Source organism: Rhizobium sp. 01N48 (assembly GCF_056399145.1).
This window is the reverse complement of sequence record NZ_JBFTQT010000004.1, coordinates 287,819-312,958: the sequence shown is the minus strand read 5'-3', so window position 1 is coordinate 312,958 and position 25,140 is coordinate 287,819. Positions and strand designations below refer to the sequence as shown.

The window sequence follows — 25,140 nt, the reverse complement described above, 5'->3', positions numbered from 1 at the left end:
GGCCTGCGGACTGAGGGGGGAGTTATGACAGGGCGGTGCTGGTCAAGATTCATGGGGCGTCCCTGTCATTCGCGAGGCTCAGACGGCAGGCGGCTCTGGGATGCGAGCGGATGAATGGTCCGGACGGGGACAGGTGCCAGACCAGGTTTCCTTGCCTTGGCCCGGTCGATTAGATGGCACTTAATATAAGAGCGACGGCCGCCTTCTCACCGATGCTAAACGGGCTTGTTGGGAACCCTTCGGCTCGACGCAATCCGCAGGGTGCGGAGGACACGAACAACCGGCTCGTTCCGGAGAGCCCGAATGAACCGTTCACATTGAGAGTGGCATGCCCTGAATTGAAGGGGAATGTGACCAATATAGAAGACAAAATCAATCTCTGAGGGAGATTCCGTAAGCCATTGAAAAATGATTCGTTTCAAGTCGGAACGAATCACCCTGACACGTCTTTGAGTCGGGTAGTAGTGATTCGGAGTATTCGTCATGGCCTCAGGACAACGTGCGCAGTGGAAGGGCTTCATTAAGTTCGGCGAAGTCACTTGTGGGGTGGCGCTGTACACCGCCGCATCCACCTCCGACCGGATCACCTTCAACACCATCAACACAGCCACCGGCAACCGCGTCAACCGTGTCTTCGTGGACAGCGAAACTGAAGCGCGCGTTGAGAAAGAGGCGCAGACCAAGGGCTTCGAGATCGAGAACGGGCAATACATCATCATCGATCCCGAGGAAGTGGCCGCCGCTATCCCCGAAAGCAACAAGACTCTCGAGATCGAGGCATTCATTCCCCGCTCCGACGTCGACGACGTCTATTTCGACAAGCCCTACTATCTCACACCGGACAAGATGGGCGGAGACGCCTTCGCGGCCCTGCGCGACGGCATGAAGAAGTCGAATGTGGCGGCCATCGCCCGCACCGTCCTGTTCCGGAGGATGCGCACTGTCCTGATACGCCCCCAGGGCAAGGGGCTGATCGCAACCACCCTGAATTACGACTACGAGGTTCGGTCGAGCGCCAAGGCGTTCGAGGAGATGCCCAAAATCAAGATCCAGGGGGAGATGCTCGATCTCGCCAAGCACATCATCAGCACCAAGAAGGGCGAGTTCGATCCGGCAACGTTCGATGACCGTTACGAAGCCGCGCTCGCCGATCTGGTGAAGGCCAAGCTCGAAGGCAGGTCGCTTCCGAAGCAGAAGAAGGTGGAGGTCTCGAAGCCCAACGATCTGCTGGCTGCTCTACGGGAAAGTGCTGGCATGATGAAGGCGGCTGCGGACAAACCGAAACGCACCGCGGCCAATGCCAACACTGGTACCGGAAGGCAGCGCGCCGCGCGCGGGACGACAGCGAAGTCTACCGCCGCCAAGGCTGCACCGCAGCGCAAAGCTAGCTGAGGAGACGTCAAATGGCTCCGAAATACTACTGGAAAGGGTACCTGAAGCTCTCTCTCGTCACCTGCCCCGTGGCGATGACTCCGGCCACGAGCGAAAGCGAGAAGGTTCGCTTTCATACGCTCAACAAGGAAACGGGCAACCGCGTCGTCTCTCAGTACATAGACTCCGTGACGGGCAAGCCGGTCAAGGATGGGAACGAAGCCAAGGGCTACGCACGCGGTGAGAATGACTACGTGATTCTCACGGAAGACGATCTGGATGCGGTCGCGCTCGACACGGTGAAGACGATCGACATCGACAAGTTTGTCCCCGCTGACAGCATTGAATGGATTTACCTTGAAAAGCCACATTACCTCATGCCGGACGATGCCGTCGGCAACGAGGCGTTCGCTGTCATCCGGGACGCAATGAAAGCCGACAAGGTCTTCGGCGTGGCGAAGCTTGTCATGGGCCGGAGAGAGCGTGCTGTTGTCCTTGAGCCTCGTGATGAGGGCATCTTGCTCTGGACCCTGCGCTTCGGCGACGAGGTTCGACCCGAGGAGAATTACTTCGAGGAAATCGACGAAGACGCCGATCCCGACCTCGTGCCACTCGTCCAGAAGCTTATAAAGCAGCAGACTAAGCGCTGGTCATTGGACATGGTGAGCGATCCGATCCAGGAGAGCCTGCTCAGGATCATCGCTGAGAAGAAGAAGGCGCTGAAGCCGCGAAAGGCGGTGAAGGGGAAGAGTGGAGATGCCGCTCCGAAGTCCAATGTGGTGAACATCATGGACGCGCTCCGGAAGAGCGTCGAGGCAGACCTCAAAGGCAGGAAGGCCGGGTAGCCAAATGCACTTGCTTGAAACCAAAGTTGCTCATGTCGCAAATGGCTGGCGGATAGATTTCGTTGGCGACGACGGGGAAGCCGTGTCGATCAGGGTCGCGGACGGTCACGCCGCAAATGAAGGCGAGGCCATTGAGCATGCGAAGGAAGTCATGGTTCAGTTGACGGCATATGGCACGCGTGGGGGCGGTCGAAGCGTAAACAGGTATGATGCCGCCAGCAATGGAAACTTTGACGACGACGAGCCTCTGCTGGACACACAGCACTGATTTAACGGGAACGGCGCGAGCTATCGGTCAAAGAAGGCCGGGCCAAAGCGCACCGACCTCCCAATTACGACAGGCCCCGCAACGTCCTTTAGCTTTTCGAGTCGGCGTCCCCTTCGAGGATAGAGGCGGCTCGTATCGCCGCCGGGTCGACCTTCAGATGCAAGTAGTCGAGCATCGACTTCAGCGTTGAATCCGTCAGATCCGCCGGCATCAGAACACCTGTAGTCTCCATTTCTTCACGATCGACAAAACCGTCGCTATCGTGATCCATCTTCGCGTTCATGTCGACGGTTGGGTTGCCTTTGTCGTCCAGTTTGAGGCCAGGTTTCAGCACCTCGTTGAAGTTTTTGAACTCCTCCGAATTGAGCTTGTCGTCGCCGTCGCGGTCGAATTTCGTGAAGGCGTTGTTTAGCATCTGCGACAGTTGCGTCGCGGTAGCAGTCGAGGTCGAGGTCACTTGATTCTTCCCAATATGAACATAAGTGCGCGGTTGCAGGTGATATTTGGCGCAACTGGAGCAGGGCTGGATTCAATCCATGCGTCCGACACCTAGTCTCCGGCCTAGAAGGTCGCCGACGTTTTTAGACCTAGTGCGATGACATCGCTGTTCCGGTCGGTTCCGCCGGGATGATGGACGTACTGAATGTTGGGACGGAACAAAAATCCGGGGGTCGGTCGGTATGTGTAGTACAACTCCACCGCATATTCCGAGTTGCGGGGATCGTCCGAAGTGGAAACGCGGCTGTTGACATGGGTCGTTCCGACAGCGAAGCCGACGTCGTCTTCGGGGCGTTCATCGAACAGACCTGTGAGCACAAGTCCTGCAGCTATCTGACGGTCGGTGACCGACGTACGTTTGTCAGCCACAACGATGTTCAAGAACAGGCTGAGATTGTTTGTGACCTGCTGCTGGATGCTCAGATAGCCGCCATAGCGACCTTGATGCTGGCGCGCAGGCAGGCCTGAGAGCGCGAAGAGACGGCCGTTGATGTCCTCCGCTACGTCGTTCGCCTCGGACGTATCGTACCATGCGCCGATCTTGTAGCTGCCTGGAAGTCGCCCGCCGTTGAATCCGGGAAGCCAGGCTACTTCGACCGGAATGAGTGCCCCGCTGGAATGGCTGTAGAAGACCGGCAGGATCTGATCATCGACCCCGAGATATGTCGGGTTGACGTCGTAGATCCCGACTTGGACGTAGCCAAAGCCCGTCAGGTTGATCCTGGCGCGGGTCGCCCACTGGCTGATCGGCCAGTTGTAGATGTAGTTGCCGACGAGGTTCCCTAGGTCGGATCCGCAGCAGGTAAGGTTCTGAAAGTCGCACGGGAACGACCCGAAGTCCTCGTTGACCGGCATGCGCCCGATCTTCCAGTCGATCAATCCATTCGCAAACTGCTGTTGGTACCAGAAGTCTGTCAGTCTGATGGTCTGGCCACGACCATAGATTTCTTGGACTTCCTGCAAGGTGCCGAGACGGGCGTCGTCGCTGAGGTTGCGACCCGTTCGCTGGGTTAGCGTCACCTGAAATTTGGCGTCGGGGATACCGACAAGGCGATCAAGATCGAACGTCACGCCCGCCGAGTACTGGACCGCATAGGCGGCCCTGCTCTCGACGCCACCCGTCGGGTTGGTGGCGAATTCACCCGTATAGCCGAATTGGAAGTCAATGCCGCTGTCTTTAAGATCCGTGCGGAGTCCATTCCAGTCTCCCAGCAACCACGGCTCACTGGCTGTGGCGGCTGGGTCGGATGGCACGATCGGAGGCGTGTGATCGTCGGCACGAGTCTCTCGGACACTACAAAGGGAAAGGAGTAGGACGGATGTCACGCCAACGGGAAGATTAGGCATGATGCCCCCCAGAACGTTCTTTCAGAAATGGCCAGTGCGGAATGATGTTCTAGTTGGAACCCCAGACGGCCTTGGAGAGCTGCTCGGTGAATGACGGGTCACCCGGACGTCCGGGAAGACGGGCCGAAACCTCTTGAATGGTCCATTCGTTTCCGTCCGGGTCAAGGAAGGTGAAGTACGACGCGTAGCTTTTTCGGCCAGGATTCACCCCTGCGACGACACCGCGACCGTCAGAGTGATGGAATACGCCGCCGACATCATGGAACGGCTCGCTGGTTTCGATGCCACGACGCTGAAGGTCCGCCTGCGCCGTATCAACATCGGGAACGACGAGATGAAGGCCGCGGGACGTGCCGGGCGCAGCGGCCGTGATATTTCGCCCGAACATGACAGATCCCTCCGAACCTGGCGGAGTGAACTGGATGACGCGGTAGTCGTCACTCTGAAAGTCGATGTCGAGTCTCCAGCCGAGGCTTGCGTAGAAACGCTTGCTGATTTCCGCGTCGGCCACCGGGACTACGGCGAGCTCCAGCGTCATCACAACTCCCGAAGTCACCACCGCTGCTCTGCTATCCATCGATATGGATCCTGGCTGGCTGTCCATGACAGTCTCCTTTGCGTTGATTGCCCCACGGGGTGGGACAGCGAAGGCAAGCTTATGGACCGACGGAATCCCTGCCATTGCACTTAGGTATCGTCGTTAAGGACAGTCGGACGCTTCCCGGCACCAAGGTGCAATGGCCACCGACGTTAGATTGGCCGATCGTCGGGTTTTGCTGGAGCACGGATGTCCGGGCTCAGTGCCAAACATCGAGGTTCATCCGGTGAATACATCAGCTCCATTCTGTGAAAGCTTACCCGATCCCGCCGCCTCGCCCAGCTCTACGCAACTTGCCGAGCGCAGCCGAAAACTAGATCTGGCGCTTGCGGCGCTTCAGGCGAAAGTCGCGGGAGAGGAAGCCTCCGCATGGTACGCCCTGCGCGAGCTGAACAAGCGATAGCAACGTGCTGCCCCAACTGTCTCCCCATCCCGTCGACGTCGCCCGACGGCATATCATCTGGATCATCCAAGTAATCATCGCGTAATCACTGATGCGCAGCCCTGCGTGTCGGGCAATTGGCCGCCCACAGCCACATGCGCCCCCTCGTGGACATCGGCGTGAACGCCAACCGAGGGCAGGAGCAACGTGCTTCATTATGGCTTCGACGAGATGGCTGTTGTGGTCCACGCCAAGCTGGTTAGGGACAGTCAAGAGCAAGGTGTCAGCTTGCGCGATTGCTTCACCGAGACGCCCGGAGCAATGAGTCCCTGGTATCGGCGGCCGATACCTAAGTTCACTTACGGGGAAAGGCCGATCGGCGTTACTTTGGATCCGTCGCCCACCTCCAGGGCGACAGCTACCGGAAGCAAACACGCTCCAGCGCTCCTCCCCTCCGCTGGAGCCTGCGGATCCCCTCATGATCCGCTGAGGCCGTCTTCTCCGCCGGAGACGGCCTCCTTTTGCAGCAGCCGAAACTCATCACAGACTGAGCCGGGTCAAAGGAGCTCAAGTGCCTTCAGCCCAGCGTATGGGCTCGACGCGTCGGATGACGACAGTCCAACAAAGAAATCCCACGACAGACACCATCGCGGCGACCATGAACGCAGCCTGGAACTGTCCGGTCGCGTCGACGATCATCCCGGTGACTATTGGAGCGATGATACCCGAGATATTGCCAATGCAGTTCTGAAGGCCAATCCATTTTGCAGTGGCGGAAGGTCCTGCAAGCGTCTGACCTATCGCGTAGAGATTGAAACCGCCAAGACCGAATCCTATTGAAGAGAGGACTATGCCGGCGATAGCGAGGGACGGCGATCCGAATGCGCACAACAGCATGCACACGAAGGTGATCGCGCAGTCTGTACCCATGAAGGTTTTGCGAACCAAAGTGGAACTTGCACCTCGGGACATCCAGCGATCTGCAAGCATGCCGCCAGTGACCGAGACAATTGCCGTCGCGACATAGACGGCACCGCCGAGTTGAGCCATCGAGGTCAGAGAAAAACCTTGAGTCTTCACCAGATAAAGCGGTAGCCAGGATAGGATCGTATAGAACGTGTAGTTGTTCGCGAAGTGGCCTATCGAGGCACCCCACAGTTCGCGTTTCCCTAGCAGTGTCCGAAAAGCTGGCTCGGGCAAAGCGGTCATTTGGCTTTCACGACGAGATGCCGCCCGTGTGACGATCATCCATGGGACAAGCCACGCAAGCGAGATGATCCCGAAAACAACGAACAGGGCGCGCCAGCCTGCGTAGGCCATCAGCATCCCGCCTAAAAAGGTGCCGACGGCTGGCCCGAGAATGATGCCCGAGCTGATCATCGCGTTTGCAAGCCCCAGCTTTTGCACCGGAAGATGTTGAGAAAGGAGCTTCGAACTTGCGGGAAAAGCCGCGCTTTCACCAACCCCCAAGACGAGCCGTAGCATCAAAAGGGCCACGAAACCTGAAGCGAAGCCCATCAGAATTGTCGCCAGCGACCAGACGATCAACCCGACCACCAGGGTGCGGTAAGGATTTATCTTTGCGACAAGCCAAGCCGCGAACAACTGAGCAGGAACGTAGATCCAGAAGAAGGACGAAACGAGCACGCCGAACTGGGTGTTGCTGAGGTGCAGCTCATCCTTGATCAGCGGCCCCGCGGTCGCGAGATTGCCACGGTCCACGTAGTTGATGAACATGGCCAACGCCAATAGAACCCCAACGGATCCTGTGAACCGTGCCGCCGAAGCCGGACTGGGTGATGGGCCTGCCGTCATGCTGTGCTTTCCCCTCCCGCATCCGGGTCTACTGCTCGACAGGCACTTCCAAAACGGCCGGTATGGCGAAGCTGAAGGTGGTTCCCGGCAGATCGTCGGCTTCCACCCAGAGACGACCGTCGAGACTTTCGATGATGGAGCGGCAGATCGACAATCCGACACCCATGCCATTCGGCTTCGTCGTATAGAACGCTTCGAAGAGCTTCTCCCGGCTGACGTCGTCCAACCCCACCCCGTTGTCATGTATGTCGACACGAACGTTACCATCGTTATCGAGACTTGTCCTGAGCAGGATGCTCCTCGGCCGGTCCTGCAGATCTACCATTGCCTCAATCCCGTTGAGCAGCAGGTTCAGAGTGACCTGTTGGAGTTGGACGCGATCGGCGCGGATGAACGGAAGACCTCGTGCCAGGTTTGTCCGGAGAGTCGCCCCGCCCTTATGAAGTTCGCCGGCCAGCAGCGCGATCACCTCGAGAGCGACTTCATTCACATCCAGAAGATCGAGCGACTGGGACTGGTTTTGAAACAGGGCCCTAAGCCGTCTGATAACGTCGGAGGCGCGGTTGGCGTCGCGGATCGTCCGGCGTATCGTCTCGCTTGCTCCGACAATGTCCGGAGGCGTGTTCGCAAGCAGTCGTGCTCCCGTGTTAGCATTCGTCAGGATCCCGGAAAGAGGCTGGCTGACCTCATGGGCAATGGACGCCGTCATCGCGTTGAGCGTTGTGACGCGCGCGACATGCGCGAGATCGTTGCGCACTTGGCGCAGCATTTCGTCCGACTGAACCCTCTCCGTCACGTCGCGCACGGAACCAACGAAGTCCAGATTCTCCGTGCGAACAGCCCGGCCGGTCGTATGCACGTATTTGATCCGGCCATCGGGCATCGAAAGTCGATTTTCAGTTTCAAAGTCGGCAAGTTCCTTCATCGCGCGCTCGAGAAGTCCACCAGCACGATCTCGATCATCCGGGTGTATCCGAGCGATAGCCTTCTCCGCGGACGCAACAACTGTCCGATCATACTCTAGGATGTCGTAAAGCTCCTGCGACCAGAAGAACGTCCCACTTGCCGCGCTCCAGCCGAAGCTGCCCGTATGGCTGATCTTCTGCCCTTGAGCGAGGAAAGTCTCGCTGCGTTGCAAGTCGCTGTAGAGACCGGCGTTCTCGAGCGATATTGCCGCCTGGGAAGCCAGCAGATCGAGGACGTTCACCTGCTCGCCCGCGAATGCATCGGGCACGAGCCGATTTTCGAGGTAGAGAACCCCCACGAGCTTCGTCTGCCGGAGAATCGGCAGGCAAAGGACCGACCGCGATCGACCCTGCCTGACATATTCGTCCCTCGAATATCGCTCGTCCGACATGGCGTCTGTCAACAATACGCGGCCCCGCGTTCGTATCGCATAATTCATCATCGACATCGGGAGGTCGCTCGGACCCGGTGGCGTGTGACGAGCCTCCACTTGTATCGATCCATGGCGGACGACTGCTTCGGCCGCCAACTGCGGCTCGCCGTCCCGAACAAGGGCGAGCAGGCCTCGTTCCGCGCCCGCGTGCTCCATCGCGATGCGCATGAGGCGCTCGATGAGTTGTGGCAGCAGGATTTCACCGGACAGCGCCTGCGATGCCTTGACGACGGCGGCCGCGTCGAATTGCTGGTTGGACGGCGACGTCGGTTCCATGGCCTTCTCGCGGGGACGGCCAAGCCTCCGCAGAGGGCCATCGGCACCCCACGTCTGGTAGGCGCCACATGCCCGGTCGAGATACATTTCCGCAATGTCATCCAATCCGCGAGCGGCATATGAGCGCGCTGCGCATTCGTAGGCAAGCGCCTCCACTTGGACGAACCTGTATGCGCGGGCGGATCGAATCGCCTGCGCGTACAGCAGCTCGGCCTCTAGCTCCCGCCCCTCGATGCGCGCGATCTCAGCGCCGACAAGGGTTGCGCGGCTCTCGAAGTTCTCCGGACAATCATCAGCCAAGGCGCGTAGCTGGCGATGATCTGCCCTCATCGCTTCGAGGTGCACCCGAACCTGCTCATCCACCGCTGCAGCGGTGAGCGAGCCAGCTCTGGCTAGCGCGGAGTAGAAGTGGAACTCTGCACCCTCGATGTTGGGCCATGGCGAACGGAAAAGTGTCGTAGGATGCTTCGAGGCCTCGATCGCCGCAGCGTAGTTTCCCTCGTATACAAGTGCCTGTACCCGCCGACTCCAATATATGTCGGCGACGACGCCAGGCTGCGCGGGTTCGCTCACGCCTTGCTCGAAACGGTCGATGTCGAAGTCGAGCCCCTCCACCGTCTTGAAGTCGCATGGCAGCCCCCTGAGCGACCGTATCAGTCGCAACTGCCCAATGATGTAGGCGCCGGCTATTCGGGAGCCGGACTTGCGCGTGAAATCCAGCCCCTCACCTGCGGCGCGATCGATCTCCGCCAGCGGCTCTCCGGACGAGATCAGATTCCCTATGAGGTTGCTGTGGCCGTAGCCAATGTAGGGCAGATCGCCATTTCTCGTCGCTTCGTCGAGGCCTTTGAGGATGAAGTCGCGTCCAAATCGCAGGTGTCTAGTCCAGGAGGAGATCCCGGTCCCAAAGCTGAAAAAGACTCGGGACCGAAAGGTTTCGAAGCCTGTTCTTTCAACAAGCGCAAGGCTGAGGTGGCCAAAGCGCACGGCCGCCGAGCTGTCCCCGAAGTCATTCGCCAGCAGCCTGCCATACGAGACATAGCCCACCGACGATGCGGGACTGTTGCCGTGTCGGATGCTCAGGTCGACCATGAGGGAGATCAGGAGCTTGTGCAGGTTTGCATTCTGGTACACGGCAGAGAGAACAAGCCGGTTCACCACCTCGATCGTCGCGCATATCGCCGGATCGGCCATCTCGGGCATGTCGGCCAAGCTCTCTATCGTTCGAGATACCAGCAGCTCCCGGATATGATCGTACATTTTCTCAACGTCGCGATCGGGCGGACGGGGCGAAAGAGCGAACCCGACCCCGCCCAGAAAATCAAGGCCGACGTCGAGAGCTTCCGCGGGCCGCCCATGAACAACCAAGAGATCGATACGTACGCAGGCGACAGCGGCCCGGTCGACCAGGCCAAGGTCCCGGTTGGTCAAACTTGCCAATCGATTTTCCGACATCGCCAAGTCGCCGTTCAAGAATTCGCATTCCGCACGGACGAGTTCCAATTCGAAGATCAGCGACGGCTGCCGAAGCCAGGCGTCTTCTGGAAGGAGCGACTGGCCCGCAGCCAGGTAGGTCAGCGCCGAACCGTAGGCGGCGGCATTCTTCGAGCGCCTCCCGGCTTCAAGATTGAGCAAGACGACTTGCGCACGCTCGTCCGCCAAGGCGATCAGTTGCGACCCCCTGTTGAACTGCCCGACGATCTGGAAGATGACGCCGTCCCGTTCGTCGGTCGGCGTTCTGGCCAGCAAGAGACGGGCGATCCGCAGATGTGTTTCTGCCCGAACGCCTTCGGGCACGAGAGAATAAGCCGCCTCCCGGATCCTGTCGTGCTGGAAGGCATACGTCTCGTCGACATAGATGACCAGCCCGGCACGAACAGGCTCCCGAAGAAGTTCGTTCAGTTTTTCGGGCGTGGAGTTGCTCACCGCTGCAATAAGATCTGCGCCTGCGGCGGCGCCGAAGCACGAAAGCTCGCGCAGCACCGCGAGGCTTTGCGGTGGCATTCCGCTAAGATTGGCGACCATAAGGTCGACCACGTTATCGCTGTGTCCCTTGGCACGGATGCCGGCAATATCCCACGACCACGTCGAAGTCTCGCGGTCCAATACAAGGAGGCCCTCTTTCTCAAGAGATTGCAGGAACTGAATGGCGAAGAGCGGGTTGCCGCCCGTCTTCTCCCGTAGGAGTTCGGCAAGAAGGCGAGCGCGTGTGCGGTCACACCGAAGGGTGTCCACGACCAGCCGCTCGACGTCGTCGCCGGTCAATGGCCTCAGCTCTATCTCTTCGACACTTGCCCCGGCGGCGCGGATCCTGTCGATCCGTTGTCGCAGGACGTGTGTGGGCCCCACCTCCTCGCTGCGGTAGGCCCCTATCAGCAGAAGATGATCAAGTTGGTTTTTCGTCAGAAGATCGTCAAGCAGCTCGAGCGTCGCGGGATCAACCCACTGCAAATCGTCGAGAAAGAGAAAGAGCGGCCGCTCTGGACGTGCGAACACCCCAATGAAGCGCCGAAGCACGGACTGGAAGCGACGCTGGGCGTCCTGCGGAGGGAGATCTGGAAGAGAAGGCTGCTCGCCGATTACAAGTTCCATCTCGGGTATCAGATCGAGGATCAGTTTTCCATTTCGACCCAGGGCTTCGTCGAATTCGTGATGCCAGCTCGCAAGCTCGGACTCATCGATGCTGAGGAGCTGCCTGACCAGCTTCTGGAACGCCTGCGCAAGGGTCGAGTACGGGATGTCTCGCATGTACTGGTCGAATTTCCCGGCCGCGAACAGGCCGCGAGTATCAGCCGCTCCAAACATTTCGTTCACGATGGACGACTTCCCTGACCCCGCCTCCCCGGTAACGAGAACAAGCTCGGTGCGGCCTGCCGATCCAACGCGATCGACCATCGCCCGTAGCGCGTCGACCTGGCTCGGGCGGCCATAGAGCTTCTCCGGAACGACCACACGATCCGGTACGTCGCGTTGCCCCAGGACAAAGGCATCGATGCGGCCGCCGTGCTCCCATTCGGCGAGGCACCGCCTCAGATCGTGTTCGAGCCCGCGTGCCGTCTGGAACCGGTCCTCAGAAGGTTTAGCCAGCAGCTTCATGATAATGGCGATGATGGGGTCGGGCAGCACCGAAGAGGGCCGAAGCAGCGGCCGCGGCTGCCTCGCGATATGGCAGTGAACCCATTCCATGGCGTCGGAAGCCTGAAATGGGAGCACGCCTGACCATAGCTGGTACATTGTCACGCCCAAGGAATACAAATCCGCACGCGCGTCTATCGCCCGGTTCAAACGCCCCGTTTGCTCCGGGGCCATGTACGCAAGCGTGCCGGCGATCGCTTCCGGACGAATAGGTGGACGCCGTTCCCTTGGCAGCAGCGATGCAAGCCCGAACCCCGTGAGCCACACCCGCTCGGCGCCGACGAGCATGTTTTCCGGCCTGATATCCCTATGAACGATGCCACGCTGGTGAGCATCGCCCAGGGCCCGCGCCGCACCTATCGAAATCTTCAGGAAAAATGAGAGGTCTATCGGATTCTCTAGGTGACGCTCCAGGATGTGGTCGAGAGGCTCTCCACCGGGATCCTCCAGCATCAGAACCGAACGGCCGTGGTGGCGTGCGATGCCCAACGGGCGCGCCGACCATGCCGGGTCGAGTTCGGCGGCTAGAGAATTTTCATGGCGGAGCCGCTCCAGGTGTCCATTGGCCAAGCCGTTCGTGGCATCCGCCACACCGAGGACGGATTTCTGGCTTCGGCGCTCTACGCCGCGGTACAGGACGAAGTCTGCTCCTTCACGGATCGGACGCAGTGCGAAGTCAGCGATCTCTGCCGTTGACTGCTCCGTCGTCATCAAGGCACCCCTTTCGACAAGCAGAGCATTGCGTCCAACCTCCTGCGTTACCGGCCACGTCGTTCGGCTTTCGTCCGCGCCATCCTACCGACCTTTCTCCAAATGTCTAAGCTTGCCAGAATGCTTGTCAAGAAGCCGAAACGATGGGAGAGCTCACCCGACGACCGATGCTTCAAGACGCGATGATTCCCATAATCGCTGTCGCACAGAGCCTCTAGTTGGTCCATTGCACTATGGTGTCGGAAAACTCGCGAAGAAGCGTCACCAAAGGCATGTGTGACGCGCGGTGATGTCGCGCCGATACGATCGTGCAATAGCGGGCCCCGCCCAGTTGCCCCAAAATCCTCATTTACGAAGGCGGCTATCGACGGGATAGCGGCGACTTCGCCAATGCGAGCGCGGCGTTTGAAGAGCATGCGCACCCGGAGATACCAAGATGATGGAATTAAAAAACGAACTGTCGTTGAGGCTGTTCGACAGCTTCTTTATCGGTGGCCGCTGGGTACGGGCGTCGGGTAGTGAGACGAAGGCGGTCATCAGCCCCTTTAGCGGACAGACGGTGGCAGTTCTCCCCTACGCCAAGACCCAAGAAGTCGACCGCGCGGTCATTGCGGCCCGCAGTGCTTTCGATAGCGGGGCCTGGCCGCGCCTCGCCCCTCAGGAGCGGGCGGCCGGAATGGCGAGACTTGCGGAATCTCTCGAACGCCGCCTTCCACTTTTCTCGAAGCTCTGGACCGCGCAGGTGGCGGCCCCCACCTCGCTCGCCGACAAGCTGGTGCCGCTTGCGATCGCGAGACTGAAGTATTTCACCGGACTGGCGGCGACATATGAATTCGAGAAGCGGCGTCCGACCCAGCGCGGGTTCGCCAGAATCCTTTCAGAACCAGTCGGGCCGTCCGCAATCGTCATACCATGGAACGCTGCTTTTCCTATCCTGATGACCAAGTTGAGCGCGGCCCTGGCGGCCGGATGCACATGCGTGATCAAGCCTTCCCCCGAAAGTCCGCTAGACGCCTACCTTGTGGCGGAATGCGCAATGGAGGCAGGACTTCCGCCGGGCGTCGTCAACGTCGTCCTCGCCGACAACGACGGGAGCGCTCACCTTGTGGCGTCCAGCGACATAACGAAGGTAAGCTTTACCGGAAGCGTCGCGACGGCGAGCAGCATCGCGTCCGTAGTCGCAGCACGAATGGGCAGGCTGACACTCGAGATGGGCGGGAAGTCGGCCGCCATCCTGCTGCCGGACGCGGACATGTCCAAAGCGCTGCCGACACTCGAACAATTCACGATGCCGTTCTCCGGCCAATTCTGCTTCTCGCAGACCCGTCTCGTCGTCCCCCGATCGCGGGAAGAGGAGATTGTCGACGCCTACGCCACGCGCGTAGCTGCGTTTCGCCTGGGCGACCCGTGGGATCCGGAGACGCAGGTCGGGCCGGTCCTCAACCGCCGGCAGTTCGACAAGGCCATGGGTTACATCGCGCAAGGCCTCGAGGATGGGGCCGAGGTCGTCACGGGTGGTCGGGCGAGCGATCGACATTCGCCAGGACACTTCATCGAGCCAACCGTCTTTCGCAACGTCAAATCGACGATGTCCATCGCGAGGGAGGAGATATTCGGCCCGGTCGTAACGGTACAGACCTACGACGACGTGGACGAAGCCGTCGCCATCGCAAACGCCACGGAATTCGGCTTGAGCGGATCCGTTTTCGGCGACGCCGACAAGGCGCTCGAGGTAGCCCGAAGGATCCGGACCGGCCAGATCCATATCAATGGCATGGAGTTGGCCCCGAGTGCGCCGTTTGGCGGCTTCAAGATGTCAGGCGTCGGTCGAGAAGGCGGACCCGAGGGCCTTCAAGCCTTCCTCGAAACCAAAGCGGTCATCTTCCCTTCGAACGGATGAAAGCAACGCTCTACGGACACTCAGATGAAGAGGCCGCGAGACAGTCGTCCCGCGGCCTTCGGGCCCGTGATAGTCGGGCCTAGGCAGCCGTCGACGCTTGGACGCTGGATAGAAGCGCGACCAACGCTTGGGCGCCTGCCGTGGAGGATGCCGGGTTCTGGCCGGTAATGAGGTGGCCGTCGGTGATGGCGAAGCTCTCCCAATCGCCCTTCTTTTCGAAAAGTCCGCCCAGGCGCTTCAGCTCGTCCTCCACCAGGAAGGGCACGACCTTTGTGAGCTGGACTGCCTCCTCCTCGGAATTGGTGAACCCGGTCACCCTCTTGCCCTTGACGATCGGCGCACCCTGGTAGGTTACGTGGTGCAAGACACCGGGCGCATGGCATACGGCGGCGACAGGCTTGCCGGAATTGTAAAAGGACTCGATGAGGTTGATCGAATCCCTATCCTCGGCAAGATCCCACATCGGTCCGTGGCCGCCAGGGTAGAACACGGCGTCGAAATCTTCAGAGCGCATGTCTTTCAATTTTTTCGTGTTGGCGAAAACCTTCTGCGCATCTTCGTCCTTTTTGAAGCGCTCCATCGCCGGCGTCTGGTTCTCCGGGAGATCGCTTTTCGGATCGACCGGTGGCAGGCCGCCTTTCGGCGACGCAAGTGTCAGTTCGATCCCAGCGTCCTTGAAGACGTAATAGGGCGCCGCGCCCTCTTCGAGCCAGAAGCCTGTTTTGCGCCCGGTGTTGCCAAGCGTATCGTGCGATGTGAATACCATCAGGACCTTCATCGTGGTCTCCTTCAATCTGTCCACCAGCCGGAATAGGCTGTGGGGGCAGTATGTTCCCGATTGACGAGGGATGCAGTTGCACGATGGTATCGGTCACGCCTGCGTCGCCGAAGAGCACCGCCTTGTAGTCTGCCAGTGCGGGTCGTGATTGTGTTGGCAATCGGAGGGGTAGGAAGTTATTCTACGATAGTATCGAGGTTGGATCGGCGGGACCGCGGCGATCGCCCTCTGGCCCCGTGTAGCGACGTTTTCGACCGACACCATCGTACAATAGCTTTCGTATGGTAGACGACAGATGCTTCAGCTCGGCAGAGGGGCCAGTGCTGTACGTGAGAGAACGAATTCCAGATCAGCTTACGGCCAATGTGATGGCTTTAAGTAATATGCGAGGTGGGAACCACGGAGTATCCTTGCAATCGCTCTCGAGGCCCACCATCGATTTTTACTTGCAAAGGCTCGTCCAGAAGACTTCGATAAGGCGCGCTCAAGCAACGGCGATCTCAGAGCGTTGACACGAACTGCGACTTCGATTTTCGGAGAAATGCGGTCAGAGAAGGAGGACGAGCATGTACAGTCTTAGTTCAGGTTCCTGTGACCGGGCGACGTCGTCGACCACTGAAGTGAAGAAGCCCGTCGTGTTCATCGTTGACGACGATTTCTCGGTTCGAGAATCGCTGGAACTGCTGATCAAGTCGGCGGGATGGGAGCCGTTGTTGTTCGAATCCGCTCCGCAGTTTTTGTCGTTTCCCAGAGGTTGCGGTCCAAGCTGCCTGATACTGGACGTCAACATGCCCGGCCTGAACGGCTTGGACCTGCAGAAAAAGATGGTCACCGATAACAGTTGGAGCAAGCTGCCTATCATTTTCATTACGGGTTTTGGCGACGTTCCCATGACTGTCCGGGCCATGAAGGCCGGCGCGGTCGAATTTCTAATGAAGCCCATCGACACTGGTGCCTTGCTTGAATCCGTCCAGGCGGCTCTTCAATTCAGCGAAGCCGCGCTGCGTGAAGAGATTGGAATGACCGCGCTACAGCAGGCCTATGGATCGCTCAGCCGCCGTGAGTGCGAAGTCATGGTCCTGGTGGTCCGAGGGTTGCTCAACAAGCAAGTAGCATTCGAGCTGGGCATTAGCGAGATCACTGTGAAGGCCCATCGAGGGCAGGTGATGCGCAAGATGGACGCCCGTTCACTGCCCGATCTCGTCAATATGGCCGCACGGCTTCGACTGCCGGCCGCCGACGAGGTCCATTGATAGGACTGGGGCGACCCGTAAAATTGTGGGAATGCCCGTACTGCTCCACCCGGCGCGAACCTTGATCGTTTGAAATTCCGGCCGACGGATCGAGCGCGGCCAGATCAGCCGGTAGACTCACTGACCCTCGCTCCATTTCCGACGATGAATTACGTGCGCGGATGTTTCCACTTGATAGGGACATCGCGGCGCTCAGGGCGAAGTGAAGTACCAGGAGTATGGCGCCCGGAGTCTCACCTTGGCGGACTTCTAGGCGCACCTCATCCAAGTTCGCTATCGCTTTAACGTACGACGATCGGTACTCTTGAGGCGGACTCCCGCCGAACCGTGGATTGGCATGAGCCGGGCCTGCCCGGATGGTAGGCAGACCTTGCCGGAACATCCCAGATCAGAGTTCCCCGGTGACAAATTCGGCCTTCCCCAACCCGAACGACCAGTCTTCGTCGGTGTTTTCGACCATGGAGATCATTATGTCTGTAGATGCGATACCGCACTTGTCCCTGAGAGCTACCGCGAGGCAGGCATAGAACGCCAGCTTCATGGCGCGCGGCCGTGGCCGGGAACGAATGTCGATGAGGACGAACAGTTCTGTACGATCGTAGCCAAGACCGGTATCGAGCGCTCGAAGGTTTGCCTGTTCGTGCTCGTGGAGGATTTGATACCGGTCGCGCATAGGCACTTTGAAGGATTCGACGACGACTTCGTGAATCGTATCAGCCAGGAGATCAATCTCATCGAGCGAACGTCCCTTGTGGATGTGGATATTGAGCAAAGGCATCTGGTTTCTCTCTTAGAAGATCCTGACAGGGCCTCGGGGCATTCGGAACCCGGTGGGAAAACTCAGACGACGGCATCCGAAGACACGTAGCGTGAGGCAGGAGCTCTCAGGGAAAGGTTGGGTATCAGCTTCTGTCGGGCCGCTTCGTAGGCATTCCAGTCGGCGATGTCCGGAACCGATGGAAGAGTGATCAGCTCGCCCATGTCCATACCTGCGAGCGCCGCGTCTACCGCGTCGTCCGCCTTCATGACGATCTGGTCGGGTAAATGGTCCAGTGAGCCTCCGGAGGCCGCCCAAAAGGGCGTCTCCACCGCGCCAGGAAGTACCGCCTGTATCCGGATGTTCTTTTCGACCAGTTCCTTGTGTAGGGAAAAGGTGAGAGCGATGACGAATGCCTTTGTCGCACCATAGACGCCATTGAGGATTTCAGGCGCGATCCCCAATGCCGAAGCGATATTGACGATGGTGCCGTGCTCGCGGGCTACGAACGAGGGTGCGACGGCGTAGACTAGGCGGGTCAGCGCCGTGACGTTGACCTTGATCATGCGCTCCATGGCCTCGACGTCGGACATAAGGAGAGGCTCGACCGCCCCGACGCCGGCATTGTTGACCAGCATCGTGATCGATGGATCACTGCGCAGGATTGCCTCGACCTTCAGAAGGTCGTCCCGTTCGCCGAGATCCGCTCGAACCGTCTTCACGATGCGGCCCGTCGCCTGCGCAATGTCCTTGCCGACTCTGGTGAGCGAATCCTGTCTTCGGGCCACGAGTATGAGGTCGTAGCCACGTCGTGCCAGCCTGTCGGCGTAAAGCGCCCCGATTCCCGACGATGCGCCTGTGATGAGGGCGGTGCCTCTTGGAAAGTTCGTCATAGTCGTTGTCCTTGTTGGTGTGAAAGTTCATTGATTGTCAGCGTAAGGTACTGAACGCCGCACGAAGTTCCGATGTGAAGAGGTCTGGCTGTTCCCACGCGGCGAAGTGGCCACCCTTGTCGACCTTGTTGTAGTAGATGAGGTTGTGGTAAGCCTTCTCCGCCCAACTCCTCGGTGCCTGGTAGATCTCGCCGGGAAATACGGTGATCGCCGCAGGAAGCTTGATGTCGACGGCGTTGAAGTTGTTCGCGTTGTTCTCCCAGTAAAGCCGAGCACCTGACGTGGCGGTCCCGGTGAACCAATAGAGCGAGATATCGTCGAGCATCTCGTCCTTGGTCAGGGACTTCTCCGGATCGCCACCGCTGTACGTCCAGTCCGCGAACTTGTCATAATACCAGGCGGCAAGCCCTACCGGCGAATCCGTCAACGCATATCCCAACGTCTGGGGCCGCGTGACCATCATCAGAGCGTAACCCGCGCCCTTCGTGTAGAGAGCGTTCATCTGCTCGTAGGCGGCCTTTTCGTCAGCCGACAGACCTGCAGGTGCTGGCTCTCCGTCGGCAAGGGCCTTGGCAATTTCGGGCGGAACGGTCGCAGGCATGTTGGTATGGATACCGAGCAGGCCTTCCGGCGCCTGGGCTGCCATCTTGTCGGACACGACCGCACCCCAGTCGCCGCCTTGAGAAACATATCTGTCGTAGCCGAGCCGCTTCATCAGCACGTGCCATGCACGCCCGATGCGGTCCGGCCCCCACCCGGTCTCGGTCGGGACCTCGGAGAACCCGTAGCCCGGCATCGACGGTATGACGACATGGAAGGCGTCCTGGGCGGTGCCGCCGTGCGCCGTCGGGTCGGTAAGCGGCCCGATCGTCTTGACGAGTTCAAGCACCGATCCCGGCCAGCCATGCATCATAATCAGCGGCAGCGCGTCTGCGTGCTTGGATTTCACATGGATGAAGTGGATGTCGAGGCCGTCGATCTTCGTCATAAACTGCGCGTGGGCGTTCAACTTCTTCTCGCCACGTCTCCAGTCGTACCCCTTGCCCCAGTATTCCACCAGCGGCTTCAGTTTCTGAAGCTGGGCGCCCTGAGACCGGTCGGGAACAGTCTCCTTGCCGGGCCACCGAGTGGCTCGAACGCGGCGCCGAAGCTCGTCGACTTCCTCCTGCGGAATCGCACATTTGAATGGGCGGATCGCGTCGCCTTCCGTCGCCGCTCGAACAGGCTTCGGCAGAATGCTGAGGGCCGCCGTCGCTGCGGTGGCCGCAAGCAGTTCGCGCCGTGTCGGCGACAGCGCAGTTCCTGTTTGAGTGAATCCAGACATGTCGTCCTCCTTGTGAAGCCAAACTGATGTCGGGAAAGGATTGGACGAAATGACCGGCGAAGCTATTGCACGATCGTATCGGCGAGATGGGCACGAGGTGGACAGGTCAGACGACACCATTGCACAATAGACGGGCAAGACTCTTCTGGCTCATCGTCTCCCGCAGGTCGTCCATCACACATGGGAGGTACAGATGACAGCGCATGAACGCACGACAATTTCCTCAAAAGCATCGCTTGGCGAAGTCGACTTGAAGCTGGAGGTCGTCGTCATTCCAGTATCGGACGTCGACCGGGCAAAGTTGTTCTACGTCGGCCTCGGATGGCGGCTCGACGCCGACGTATCGGGGCCAAACGAATTTCGCGTCATCCAGGTGACTCCGCCAGGTTCGGCCTGCTCCGTCATTTTCGGAAGCAGCATCACGTCCGCGAAGCCCGGTTCCGCGCAGGGACTGCATTTGATCGTCTCGGATATCGAGGTGGCAAATGCGGCGCTAGCAGCGCGTGGAGCGGAGATGAGCGGCGTTTTCCACGATGCGGGCGGCGTCTTCCATCATAAGGGGACTGACGACCGGGTCGCCGGGCCCCACCCCGCCAGGGCGAGTTACGGTTCGTTCGCAACCTTTGCCGATCCTGACGGCAACGGCTGGGTTTTGCAGGAAATCACGACCAGGCTACCCGGCAGGGTCGACGGGGGAGCGCTCTATTCCTCGTCCGCCGATCTAGCCGGTGCACTCCGACGCGCAGCCGACGCGCACGGAGCCTATGAGAAAAGAAACGGAGGCGTCCACGACGAGAATTGGCCTGAGTGGTACGCGGCCTACATGCTGGCGGAAACCGCCGGGGTTGCGACTGTTTGAAGAGCGCACCGATACCTTCGTACAATACACCGGGGGTTGAACAGGTTCTAAACTTGGAAACACCGTGAAACGGCGGACTTGAACGCAACCGCCTCTTTGGAAAGGGATTGCGAGATCGCCATGGTAGCAGTGCGCAAACTGATTTCGGTTATTGACGACGACATATCGGTTCGCGAATCCCTGCCCGGTCTCCTTCAATCTTTCGGCTTCGACGTCGAGTCTTTCGCGTCGGCTGAAGAATTTTTGGATTCCCCGCAGTTGAATAATTCCGATTGCCTGATTCTGGACGTCAAGATGGACGGGATGTCCGGGCCTGCTCTTCACCTCGAGCTCAAACGACGGGAAATCAAAGTGCCAGTCGTTTTCATCACAGCAAACCCCGATGGCAATCTCCGCACAAGACTGCTGGCTCAAGGCGCCGTGGACTGTCTCTTCAAGCCGTGCCCCCCCGACACGTTGGAGCTGACGATCGCTCGAGCGCTCGCGGGAAACAGCCTCAGCTATGACCCGACTTGACGCGATGATCTTGCGGTAGTCCGCCCCAGCCCCAATTGGCGAGATCGACCTACTCAATAACGAGGCACGTGGATTCAGGCGGGGTTTTGACTCTCCCGGCGATATCTCCTGGCTCTTGCGGAACTCTCGTCAGGGGCGTGCCTCACAGGTGACCTGGACGGTTATCGTTCTCCTTTCGGATCTTTTGCCTAGGCGTCTGCTCGTAACCGGCATCGATCTCGTCCACCTTCGCGTAGCCGGGCGTAACCAACGGAAACCGCCCTTCGACGGGATGCGCGCTGCCTTCAAAACGGTCCACGCATAGGAACCGCCGTCGCGCCGCTGCGGTCCGTGGTGCAAGGCGACACCATAGTACTATTGATCCAAAAAGCACGGAGCGCGACGCTCCGCCATCGCTTCGACGGAGGGGTGTGATCGAAAACAATTTTCTCAGGGGGCGATACATTGGTCAGCGGCGGTTTGGAGCAGTTGGACGTCCTGTCCAACGAAATCTTGGAGCTTCGCCGAGCCAACGTCCAACTGCTCGAGGGCCAGCGTCTTAGTTCCACCGGAAGCTTCACGTCCGATCTCCAACGGGATGTGAACGTCTGGTCGGACGAGTTCTATCGAATATTCGACATCGACATGCACACGCACCCGGCTGTCGCGGAGGTCAGGGCTCGAGTTCATCCTGAAGACCTCGATCTGTTCGACGGTGAGATGGCAAGGGCGCATTCTGGAGGAGATGGAGACTTTGCATTCCGGATCGTCACGAGAACGGGTGAAGTGAGACACGTCCGTGGCTATGCGCGCCTCGCCGAAGAGGTAGACGGGCGACCGCTCTTCATGGGTGCTGTCCAAGATATAACCGCCAGCAAGATGAGCGAAGAGCGAATCGCCGCGCGGGAACGAGAGCTTCGTGAGGCGTATAACTTCCTCGAAGAGGCACAAAAGATTAGCAAGACTGGAAGCTTCGCCTGGAACCTGTCCAGCGACGAACGAGTATGGTCTGCTGAGATGGAGCGGATATTCGAGGCGGGAACGCCCACCTCCCCTTGGTCGGCAAGCCTCGTGCTCGTGCACCCGACGGACCGCAACGTTGTCGAGGGGTTCATTGAAGAAGCGCGTAACGGCCGAGACTACGCCGGCGAATTCCGGCTTGTCATGTCTGATGGACGGCTGAAGAATATCAGAACTGTCGGTCGTAGGATCGCGGACGGACACGAAAGCATGTTCATCGTAACGGGGCAGGACGTGACCGAGCTCCGACGAGGCGAGGAAGCCCTCAGCCAGGTCCGGACGAAACTTGCGCACCTGGCGAGGGTTTCGGCGCTCGGAACGCTGAGCGCATCGATAACGCACGAAGTGAGCCAGCCGCTGGCTGGTATCCTAAACAACGTGAACGCAAGCATCCGCATGCTCGCGGCGGTTCCGCCTGACGTCGAGAAGGCGACGCTCGCTTCCCAGCGAACGTTGAGGGATGCCAACCGGGCGGCTGACGTGATTAGACGACTGCGAGCATTGTTCACTCGGAAGCCCCCTTCAGTCGACCTGGTGGACCTCAACGAGGCGGCCCGCGAACTCGTCACCCTCTTCGAAAGCGAATTCCGTCGACGGCTAATCGGCGTCGATCTTTGTCTGGAGGCGGGCCTGCCGAACGTGAGTGGAGACCGCACAGAGCTGCAGCAAGTCATCCTCAACCTGATCTTCAATGCGGTGGACGCGATTGCGGCGGGTGGCGGCGACCGGGGAAAGATCGTGATCGCGACCAGCTCGACGAGCGAGGTCGTGACCTTCTCGATCATCGACTCCGGCGTCGGTCTTCCGTCGGATGGCATCGATCAAATTTTCGACGCCTTCTACACGACGCGCGATACCGGAATGGGGATCGGACTTGCGGTCGGCCGCACGATAGTCGAGGGCCTGGGCGGGAGAATCACTGCATCTAACAATCAAGGTAATGGCGCGACCTTTGCGTTCTCGCTACCTCGGTGCGAACAGACCTCCAACCTTCGAAAGGATTCCCAGCATGCAGAGTAAAGCACTCGTCGCAGTCGTCGACGACGATGCGTCGGTCCGCGAATCCTTGCCGGATCTACTCTCGGTGCTGGGATACGGGTCGGCGGCATTTGCTTCCGCAGAAGAATTCCTCGCCTCGCCCACACTTGCTATTGCAAACTGTCTGCTACTCGACATCGCCATGCCGGGGATGACAGGGCCCGAACTTGCCCAGGAACTGGCGCGTCAGGTGAACCAGGTCCCCATCGTCTTCATCACCGCCTACCGCGACACGCCGCTTCTGGACCGGCAACTCGGCGATATGCCGGTCCTGCTGAAGCCGTTCGATGACGAGGAACTGCAGGCGGCGATCCACGCGGTGCTAGCGGCTTGAGCAACTCAATCGGGCCGGACCCGACCTCCCCTATTTCGAAGCGCCCCAAACAGCTTCGTAGAGCTCTAGCGTGAAGCGTGTGTCGCCCGTGATCCCAGGAAGCAGTGCAGTGATCTCCTGTAGGGTCCATCCGTTGCCGTCGGGATCCGCAAAAGCGACGTAAGAGGCGTAACTCTTCCGTTCTCACTCACGCCTGCCGCTAGCGCTGGAACGTGAGGTGGATGGTGCCGCTCTCGGCCGTTTCCGACTTGACGGTATAGCCGGATTCCAGCCCGCGCAACTCGTCCCAGAGGCGTATGCCCCTCCCCAGCAGAATTGGGGTAATGGCGACATGGAGGCGGTCCACAAGCCCGGCCTTCAGATAGTCGCGAACCACGGTTGGTCCGCCACCTATCCGCACGTCCTTTCCGTTTGCGGCTGTCACGGCCTGCTGCAACGCATCAACCGCGGCCGCCGCGAGGAAGTGGAACGTGGTGCCTCCAGCCATCTCGATTGAAGGCCGCGGCGTGTGCGTCAGGACAAAGACAGGGCAGTTGAATGGCGGCTCGTCACCCCACCACCCTTTCCAGTTCCGATCATCGGGGTGGTTGTGCAGCCCGAACTTGCCGGCCCCCATGATCTCGGCGCCAATGTTGGCGAAGTAGTCCTTGGCATACTCATCGTCCATGCCCGTGGTGCCTTTGCCGCTGGTGTCCTTCAGCACGCGCTCCCGGAACGTCCTTGTGACGACATAGGCACCGACCAAGCGCGACCAGTCGGGGCCGAACGGGTCTTCAAGCGTCTGGTCGGTCGTTGTTGCGAAACCATCGAGCGAGATGAGAAGATCAGCACGAACTGCCACTGGAGTGCTCCCAAATACTAAGGTAGTCACCTTCATAATCACAACGAAACACTAAGGCAAGTACCTTTTCATTCTTGACCAGCGCGCGTGGCCGCTTTATCGAATGATATGCCCTACCACTCGACCCCCCTTGATCTCGCCTTTCACGCCCTCAGCGACCCGACCCGCCGCGCCGTGGTGTCGCGGCTAGTGGAGGGCGAGCTGCCGGTGACCGCACTTGCCGAGCCGTTCGACATGGCGCTGCCCTCCTTCGCCCAGCATCTCAAGGTGCTGGAGGATTGCGGATTGATCGCCAGCGAGAAGCGTGGGCGCAGCCGCTGGTGCCGGCTGGAGCAGGCGCGCTTCGCCGAAGCGGCAAACTGGATGGAAGCGGAGCGGCGACGCTGGGCCGAGCGTCTCGACCGGCTGGAAACTTATTTGGACAAGACGAAAGAGAATGACGATGGAAAAGCTGTTTGAAACCTGGTCTCTCGACCGCGAAATCGTGCTTGTTAAAGTGCTGAATCACCCGCGCCATAAGGTCTTCGCCGCCTGGATGGACGAGGAAGCGTTGGCGCAATGGTATGGCCCGGCGGGCCTCACCATCGAGAACCAGAAAGCCGATATCCGAGAGGGCGGGGAATGGCGCTTCGACATGGTGGGCGTATTCGAAAGCCAGGAGCAGCGCTTCCCCAGTCTCATGCGCTTCTTGAAGATCGTCCCGAACGAGCTGATAGCAGTGGACTATGGCACCCCGGACCCCAATGATCCGGAGCGCTTCTACATGACGATTACCTTCGATGAGCAGACCGACGGCAAGACCGTGCTGACCATGCGCCAGCTTCACCCGACCCGCGAACGCCGCCAAGTGGTCGTTGGTTTCGGCGCGGTGGAGTATGGGTTGCAGACGCTGGACGGCCTCGCTGCATGGCTGGACGGTTGACCTCTGCGCATCGCAGGGTGGTCGGTCACGGCCGCGGTTTCCCTAAAGGATTGGTTTCAGGACGTTGCGGTGTATGTAACC

General features: G+C 59.5%; 22 protein-coding genes and 2 pseudogenes. 11 read left to right on the top strand and 13 right to left on the bottom strand.

The window, feature by feature from the left end; genetic code table 11:
• Positions 1-483: 483 nt before the first annotated feature.
• From ku (AC1DOG_RS10740) to AC1DOG_RS10730, 3 genes are read left to right on the top strand one after another with little or no spacing between them, the layout of a single operon-like run.
• Positions 484-1,392 (top strand): non-homologous end joining protein Ku, encoded by a 909-nt coding sequence (gene ku, locus AC1DOG_RS10740; RefSeq protein WP_477927912.1) that lies wholly within the window; start codon positions 484-486, stop codon positions 1,390-1,392.
• A gap of 11 nt (positions 1,393-1,403) precedes the next feature.
• Entirely contained in the window at positions 1,404-2,216 is an 813-nt protein-coding gene (ku, locus tag AC1DOG_RS10735) for a non-homologous end joining protein Ku (RefSeq protein ID WP_477927910.1), read from the top strand.
• A gap of 4 nt (positions 2,217-2,220) precedes the next feature.
• Positions 2,221-2,484, top strand: a complete 264-nt coding sequence (locus AC1DOG_RS10730; RefSeq protein WP_477927908.1) for a hypothetical protein — start codon at positions 2,221-2,223, stop codon at positions 2,482-2,484.
• Positions 2,485-2,572: 88 nt separating this feature from the next.
• On the opposite strand, the gene AC1DOG_RS10725 is transcribed toward AC1DOG_RS10730, so the two are convergent.
• From AC1DOG_RS10725 to AC1DOG_RS10700, 6 genes and pseudogenes are all read right to left on the bottom strand, one after another.
• Positions 2,573-2,941 carry an EF-hand domain-containing protein gene (locus tag AC1DOG_RS10725; protein ID WP_477927906.1) on the bottom strand — a complete coding sequence of 123 codons (369 nt, stop codon included), beginning with the start codon at positions 2,939-2,941 and terminating at the stop codon, positions 2,573-2,575.
• A gap of 104 nt (positions 2,942-3,045) precedes the next feature.
• Positions 3,046-4,197, bottom strand: a complete 1,152-nt coding sequence (locus tag AC1DOG_RS10720; protein WP_477927904.1) for a carbohydrate porin — start codon at positions 4,195-4,197, stop codon at positions 3,046-3,048.
• A gap of 181 nt (positions 4,198-4,378) precedes the next feature.
• Complete coding sequence (locus AC1DOG_RS10715; protein ID WP_477927902.1) at positions 4,379-4,933, bottom strand: VOC family protein; 555 nt, start codon at positions 4,931-4,933, stop codon at positions 4,379-4,381.
• Positions 4,934-5,492: 559 nt separating this feature from the next.
• Positions 5,493-5,612, bottom strand: a pseudogene (locus AC1DOG_RS10710) (flavin-dependent oxidoreductase); the annotation flags it as partial.
• A gap of 264 nt (positions 5,613-5,876) precedes the next feature.
• A complete protein-coding gene (locus AC1DOG_RS10705; protein ID WP_477927900.1) occupies positions 5,877-7,046 on the bottom strand; it encodes an MFS transporter in 1,170 nt (389 codons plus the stop codon).
• 106 nt (positions 7,047-7,152) lie between these two features.
• The gene (locus AC1DOG_RS10700) at positions 7,153-12,645 is read right to left on the bottom strand and encodes a trifunctional serine/threonine-protein kinase/ATP-binding protein/sensor histidine kinase (RefSeq protein ID WP_477927898.1); all 5,493 of its coding nucleotides are present in this window, start codon (positions 12,643-12,645) and stop codon (positions 7,153-7,155) included.
• 436 nt (positions 12,646-13,081) lie between these two features.
• Here AC1DOG_RS10700 and AC1DOG_RS10695 point away from each other — a divergent pair, with 436 nt between their 5' ends.
• Positions 13,082-14,545 carry an aldehyde dehydrogenase gene (locus AC1DOG_RS10695; protein WP_477927896.1) on the top strand — a complete coding sequence of 488 codons (1,464 nt, stop codon included), beginning with the start codon at positions 13,082-13,084 and terminating at the stop codon, positions 14,543-14,545.
• A gap of 79 nt (positions 14,546-14,624) precedes the next feature.
• Here AC1DOG_RS10695 and AC1DOG_RS10690 read toward each other — a convergent pair whose 3' ends face one another.
• Positions 14,625-15,323, bottom strand: coding sequence for a type 1 glutamine amidotransferase domain-containing protein (locus AC1DOG_RS10690; protein WP_477927894.1), 699 nt, complete (start codon positions 15,321-15,323; stop codon positions 14,625-14,627).
• A 566-nt stretch (positions 15,324-15,889) separates the two neighbouring features.
• Between AC1DOG_RS10690 and AC1DOG_RS10685 the strand changes: the two genes are divergently transcribed.
• Entirely contained in the window at positions 15,890-16,576 is a 687-nt protein-coding gene (locus AC1DOG_RS10685; protein WP_477927892.1) for a response regulator transcription factor, read from the top strand.
• Positions 16,577-16,964: 388 nt separating this feature from the next.
• Here the strand turns inward: AC1DOG_RS10685 and AC1DOG_RS10680 are convergent, their stop codons facing one another.
• From AC1DOG_RS10680 to AC1DOG_RS10670, 3 genes are all read right to left on the bottom strand, one after another.
• Positions 16,965-17,354, bottom strand: coding sequence for a tautomerase family protein (locus tag AC1DOG_RS10680; RefSeq protein WP_477927890.1), 390 nt, complete (start codon positions 17,352-17,354; stop codon positions 16,965-16,967).
• Positions 17,355-17,416: 62 nt separating this feature from the next.
• Positions 17,417-18,226, bottom strand: coding sequence for an SDR family NAD(P)-dependent oxidoreductase (locus AC1DOG_RS10675; protein ID WP_477927888.1), 810 nt, complete (start codon positions 18,224-18,226; stop codon positions 17,417-17,419).
• Positions 18,227-18,263: 37 nt separating this feature from the next.
• Positions 18,264-19,550: an epoxide hydrolase family protein gene (locus tag AC1DOG_RS10670; protein ID WP_477927886.1), complete on the bottom strand. Its 1,287-nt coding sequence runs from the start codon at positions 19,548-19,550 to the stop codon at positions 18,264-18,266.
• A 193-nt stretch (positions 19,551-19,743) separates the two neighbouring features.
• Between AC1DOG_RS10670 and AC1DOG_RS10665 the strand changes: the two genes are divergently transcribed.
• Complete coding sequence (locus AC1DOG_RS10665; RefSeq protein WP_477927884.1) at positions 19,744-20,409, top strand: VOC family protein; 666 nt, start codon at positions 19,744-19,746, stop codon at positions 20,407-20,409.
• Between the two features lie 78 nt (positions 20,410-20,487).
• Positions 20,488-20,925: a response regulator transcription factor gene (locus tag AC1DOG_RS10660; protein WP_477927882.1), complete on the top strand. Its 438-nt coding sequence runs from the start codon at positions 20,488-20,490 to the stop codon at positions 20,923-20,925.
• A 142-nt stretch (positions 20,926-21,067) separates the two neighbouring features.
• Here the strand turns inward: AC1DOG_RS10660 and AC1DOG_RS10655 are convergent, their stop codons facing one another.
• Positions 21,068-21,223 (bottom strand): hypothetical protein, encoded by a 156-nt coding sequence (locus AC1DOG_RS10655; RefSeq protein WP_477927880.1) that lies wholly within the window; start codon positions 21,221-21,223, stop codon positions 21,068-21,070.
• A gap of 146 nt (positions 21,224-21,369) precedes the next feature.
• On the opposite strand from AC1DOG_RS10655, the gene AC1DOG_RS10650 reads away from it, so the two are divergent.
• Both AC1DOG_RS10650 and AC1DOG_RS10645 read left to right on the top strand, forming a co-directional pair.
• Entirely contained in the window at positions 21,370-22,944 is a 1,575-nt protein-coding gene (locus tag AC1DOG_RS10650; RefSeq protein ID WP_477927878.1) for a PAS domain-containing sensor histidine kinase, read from the top strand.
• Positions 22,934-23,296: a response regulator transcription factor gene (locus AC1DOG_RS10645; RefSeq protein WP_477927876.1), complete on the top strand. Its 363-nt coding sequence runs from the start codon at positions 22,934-22,936 to the stop codon at positions 23,294-23,296. Before AC1DOG_RS10650 ends, AC1DOG_RS10645 begins: the two co-directional genes overlap by 11 nt.
• A 30-nt stretch (positions 23,297-23,326) precedes the next feature.
• Here the strand turns inward: AC1DOG_RS10645 and AC1DOG_RS10640 are convergent.
• Both AC1DOG_RS10640 and AC1DOG_RS10635 read right to left on the bottom strand, forming a co-directional pair.
• Positions 23,327-23,479, bottom strand: a pseudogene (locus tag AC1DOG_RS10640) (VOC family protein); the annotation flags it as partial.
• A gap of 16 nt (positions 23,480-23,495) precedes the next feature.
• A complete protein-coding gene (locus tag AC1DOG_RS10635; RefSeq protein ID WP_477927874.1) occupies positions 23,496-24,137 on the bottom strand; it encodes a dihydrofolate reductase family protein in 642 nt (213 codons plus the stop codon).
• A gap of 108 nt (positions 24,138-24,245) precedes the next feature.
• Here AC1DOG_RS10635 and AC1DOG_RS10630 point away from each other — a divergent pair, with 108 nt between their 5' ends.
• Together AC1DOG_RS10630 and AC1DOG_RS10625 are read left to right on the top strand one after the other, a co-directional pair.
• On the top strand, positions 24,246-24,596 hold the full coding sequence (locus AC1DOG_RS10630) for an ArsR/SmtB family transcription factor (protein ID WP_477927872.1): 351 nt from the start codon (positions 24,246-24,248) through the stop codon (positions 24,594-24,596).
• Complete coding sequence (locus AC1DOG_RS10625) at positions 24,580-25,059, top strand: SRPBCC family protein (protein ID WP_477927870.1); 480 nt, start codon at positions 24,580-24,582, stop codon at positions 25,057-25,059. The genes AC1DOG_RS10630 and AC1DOG_RS10625 overlap by 17 nt, the downstream gene beginning before the upstream one ends.
• Positions 25,060-25,140: the final 81 nt, after the last annotated feature.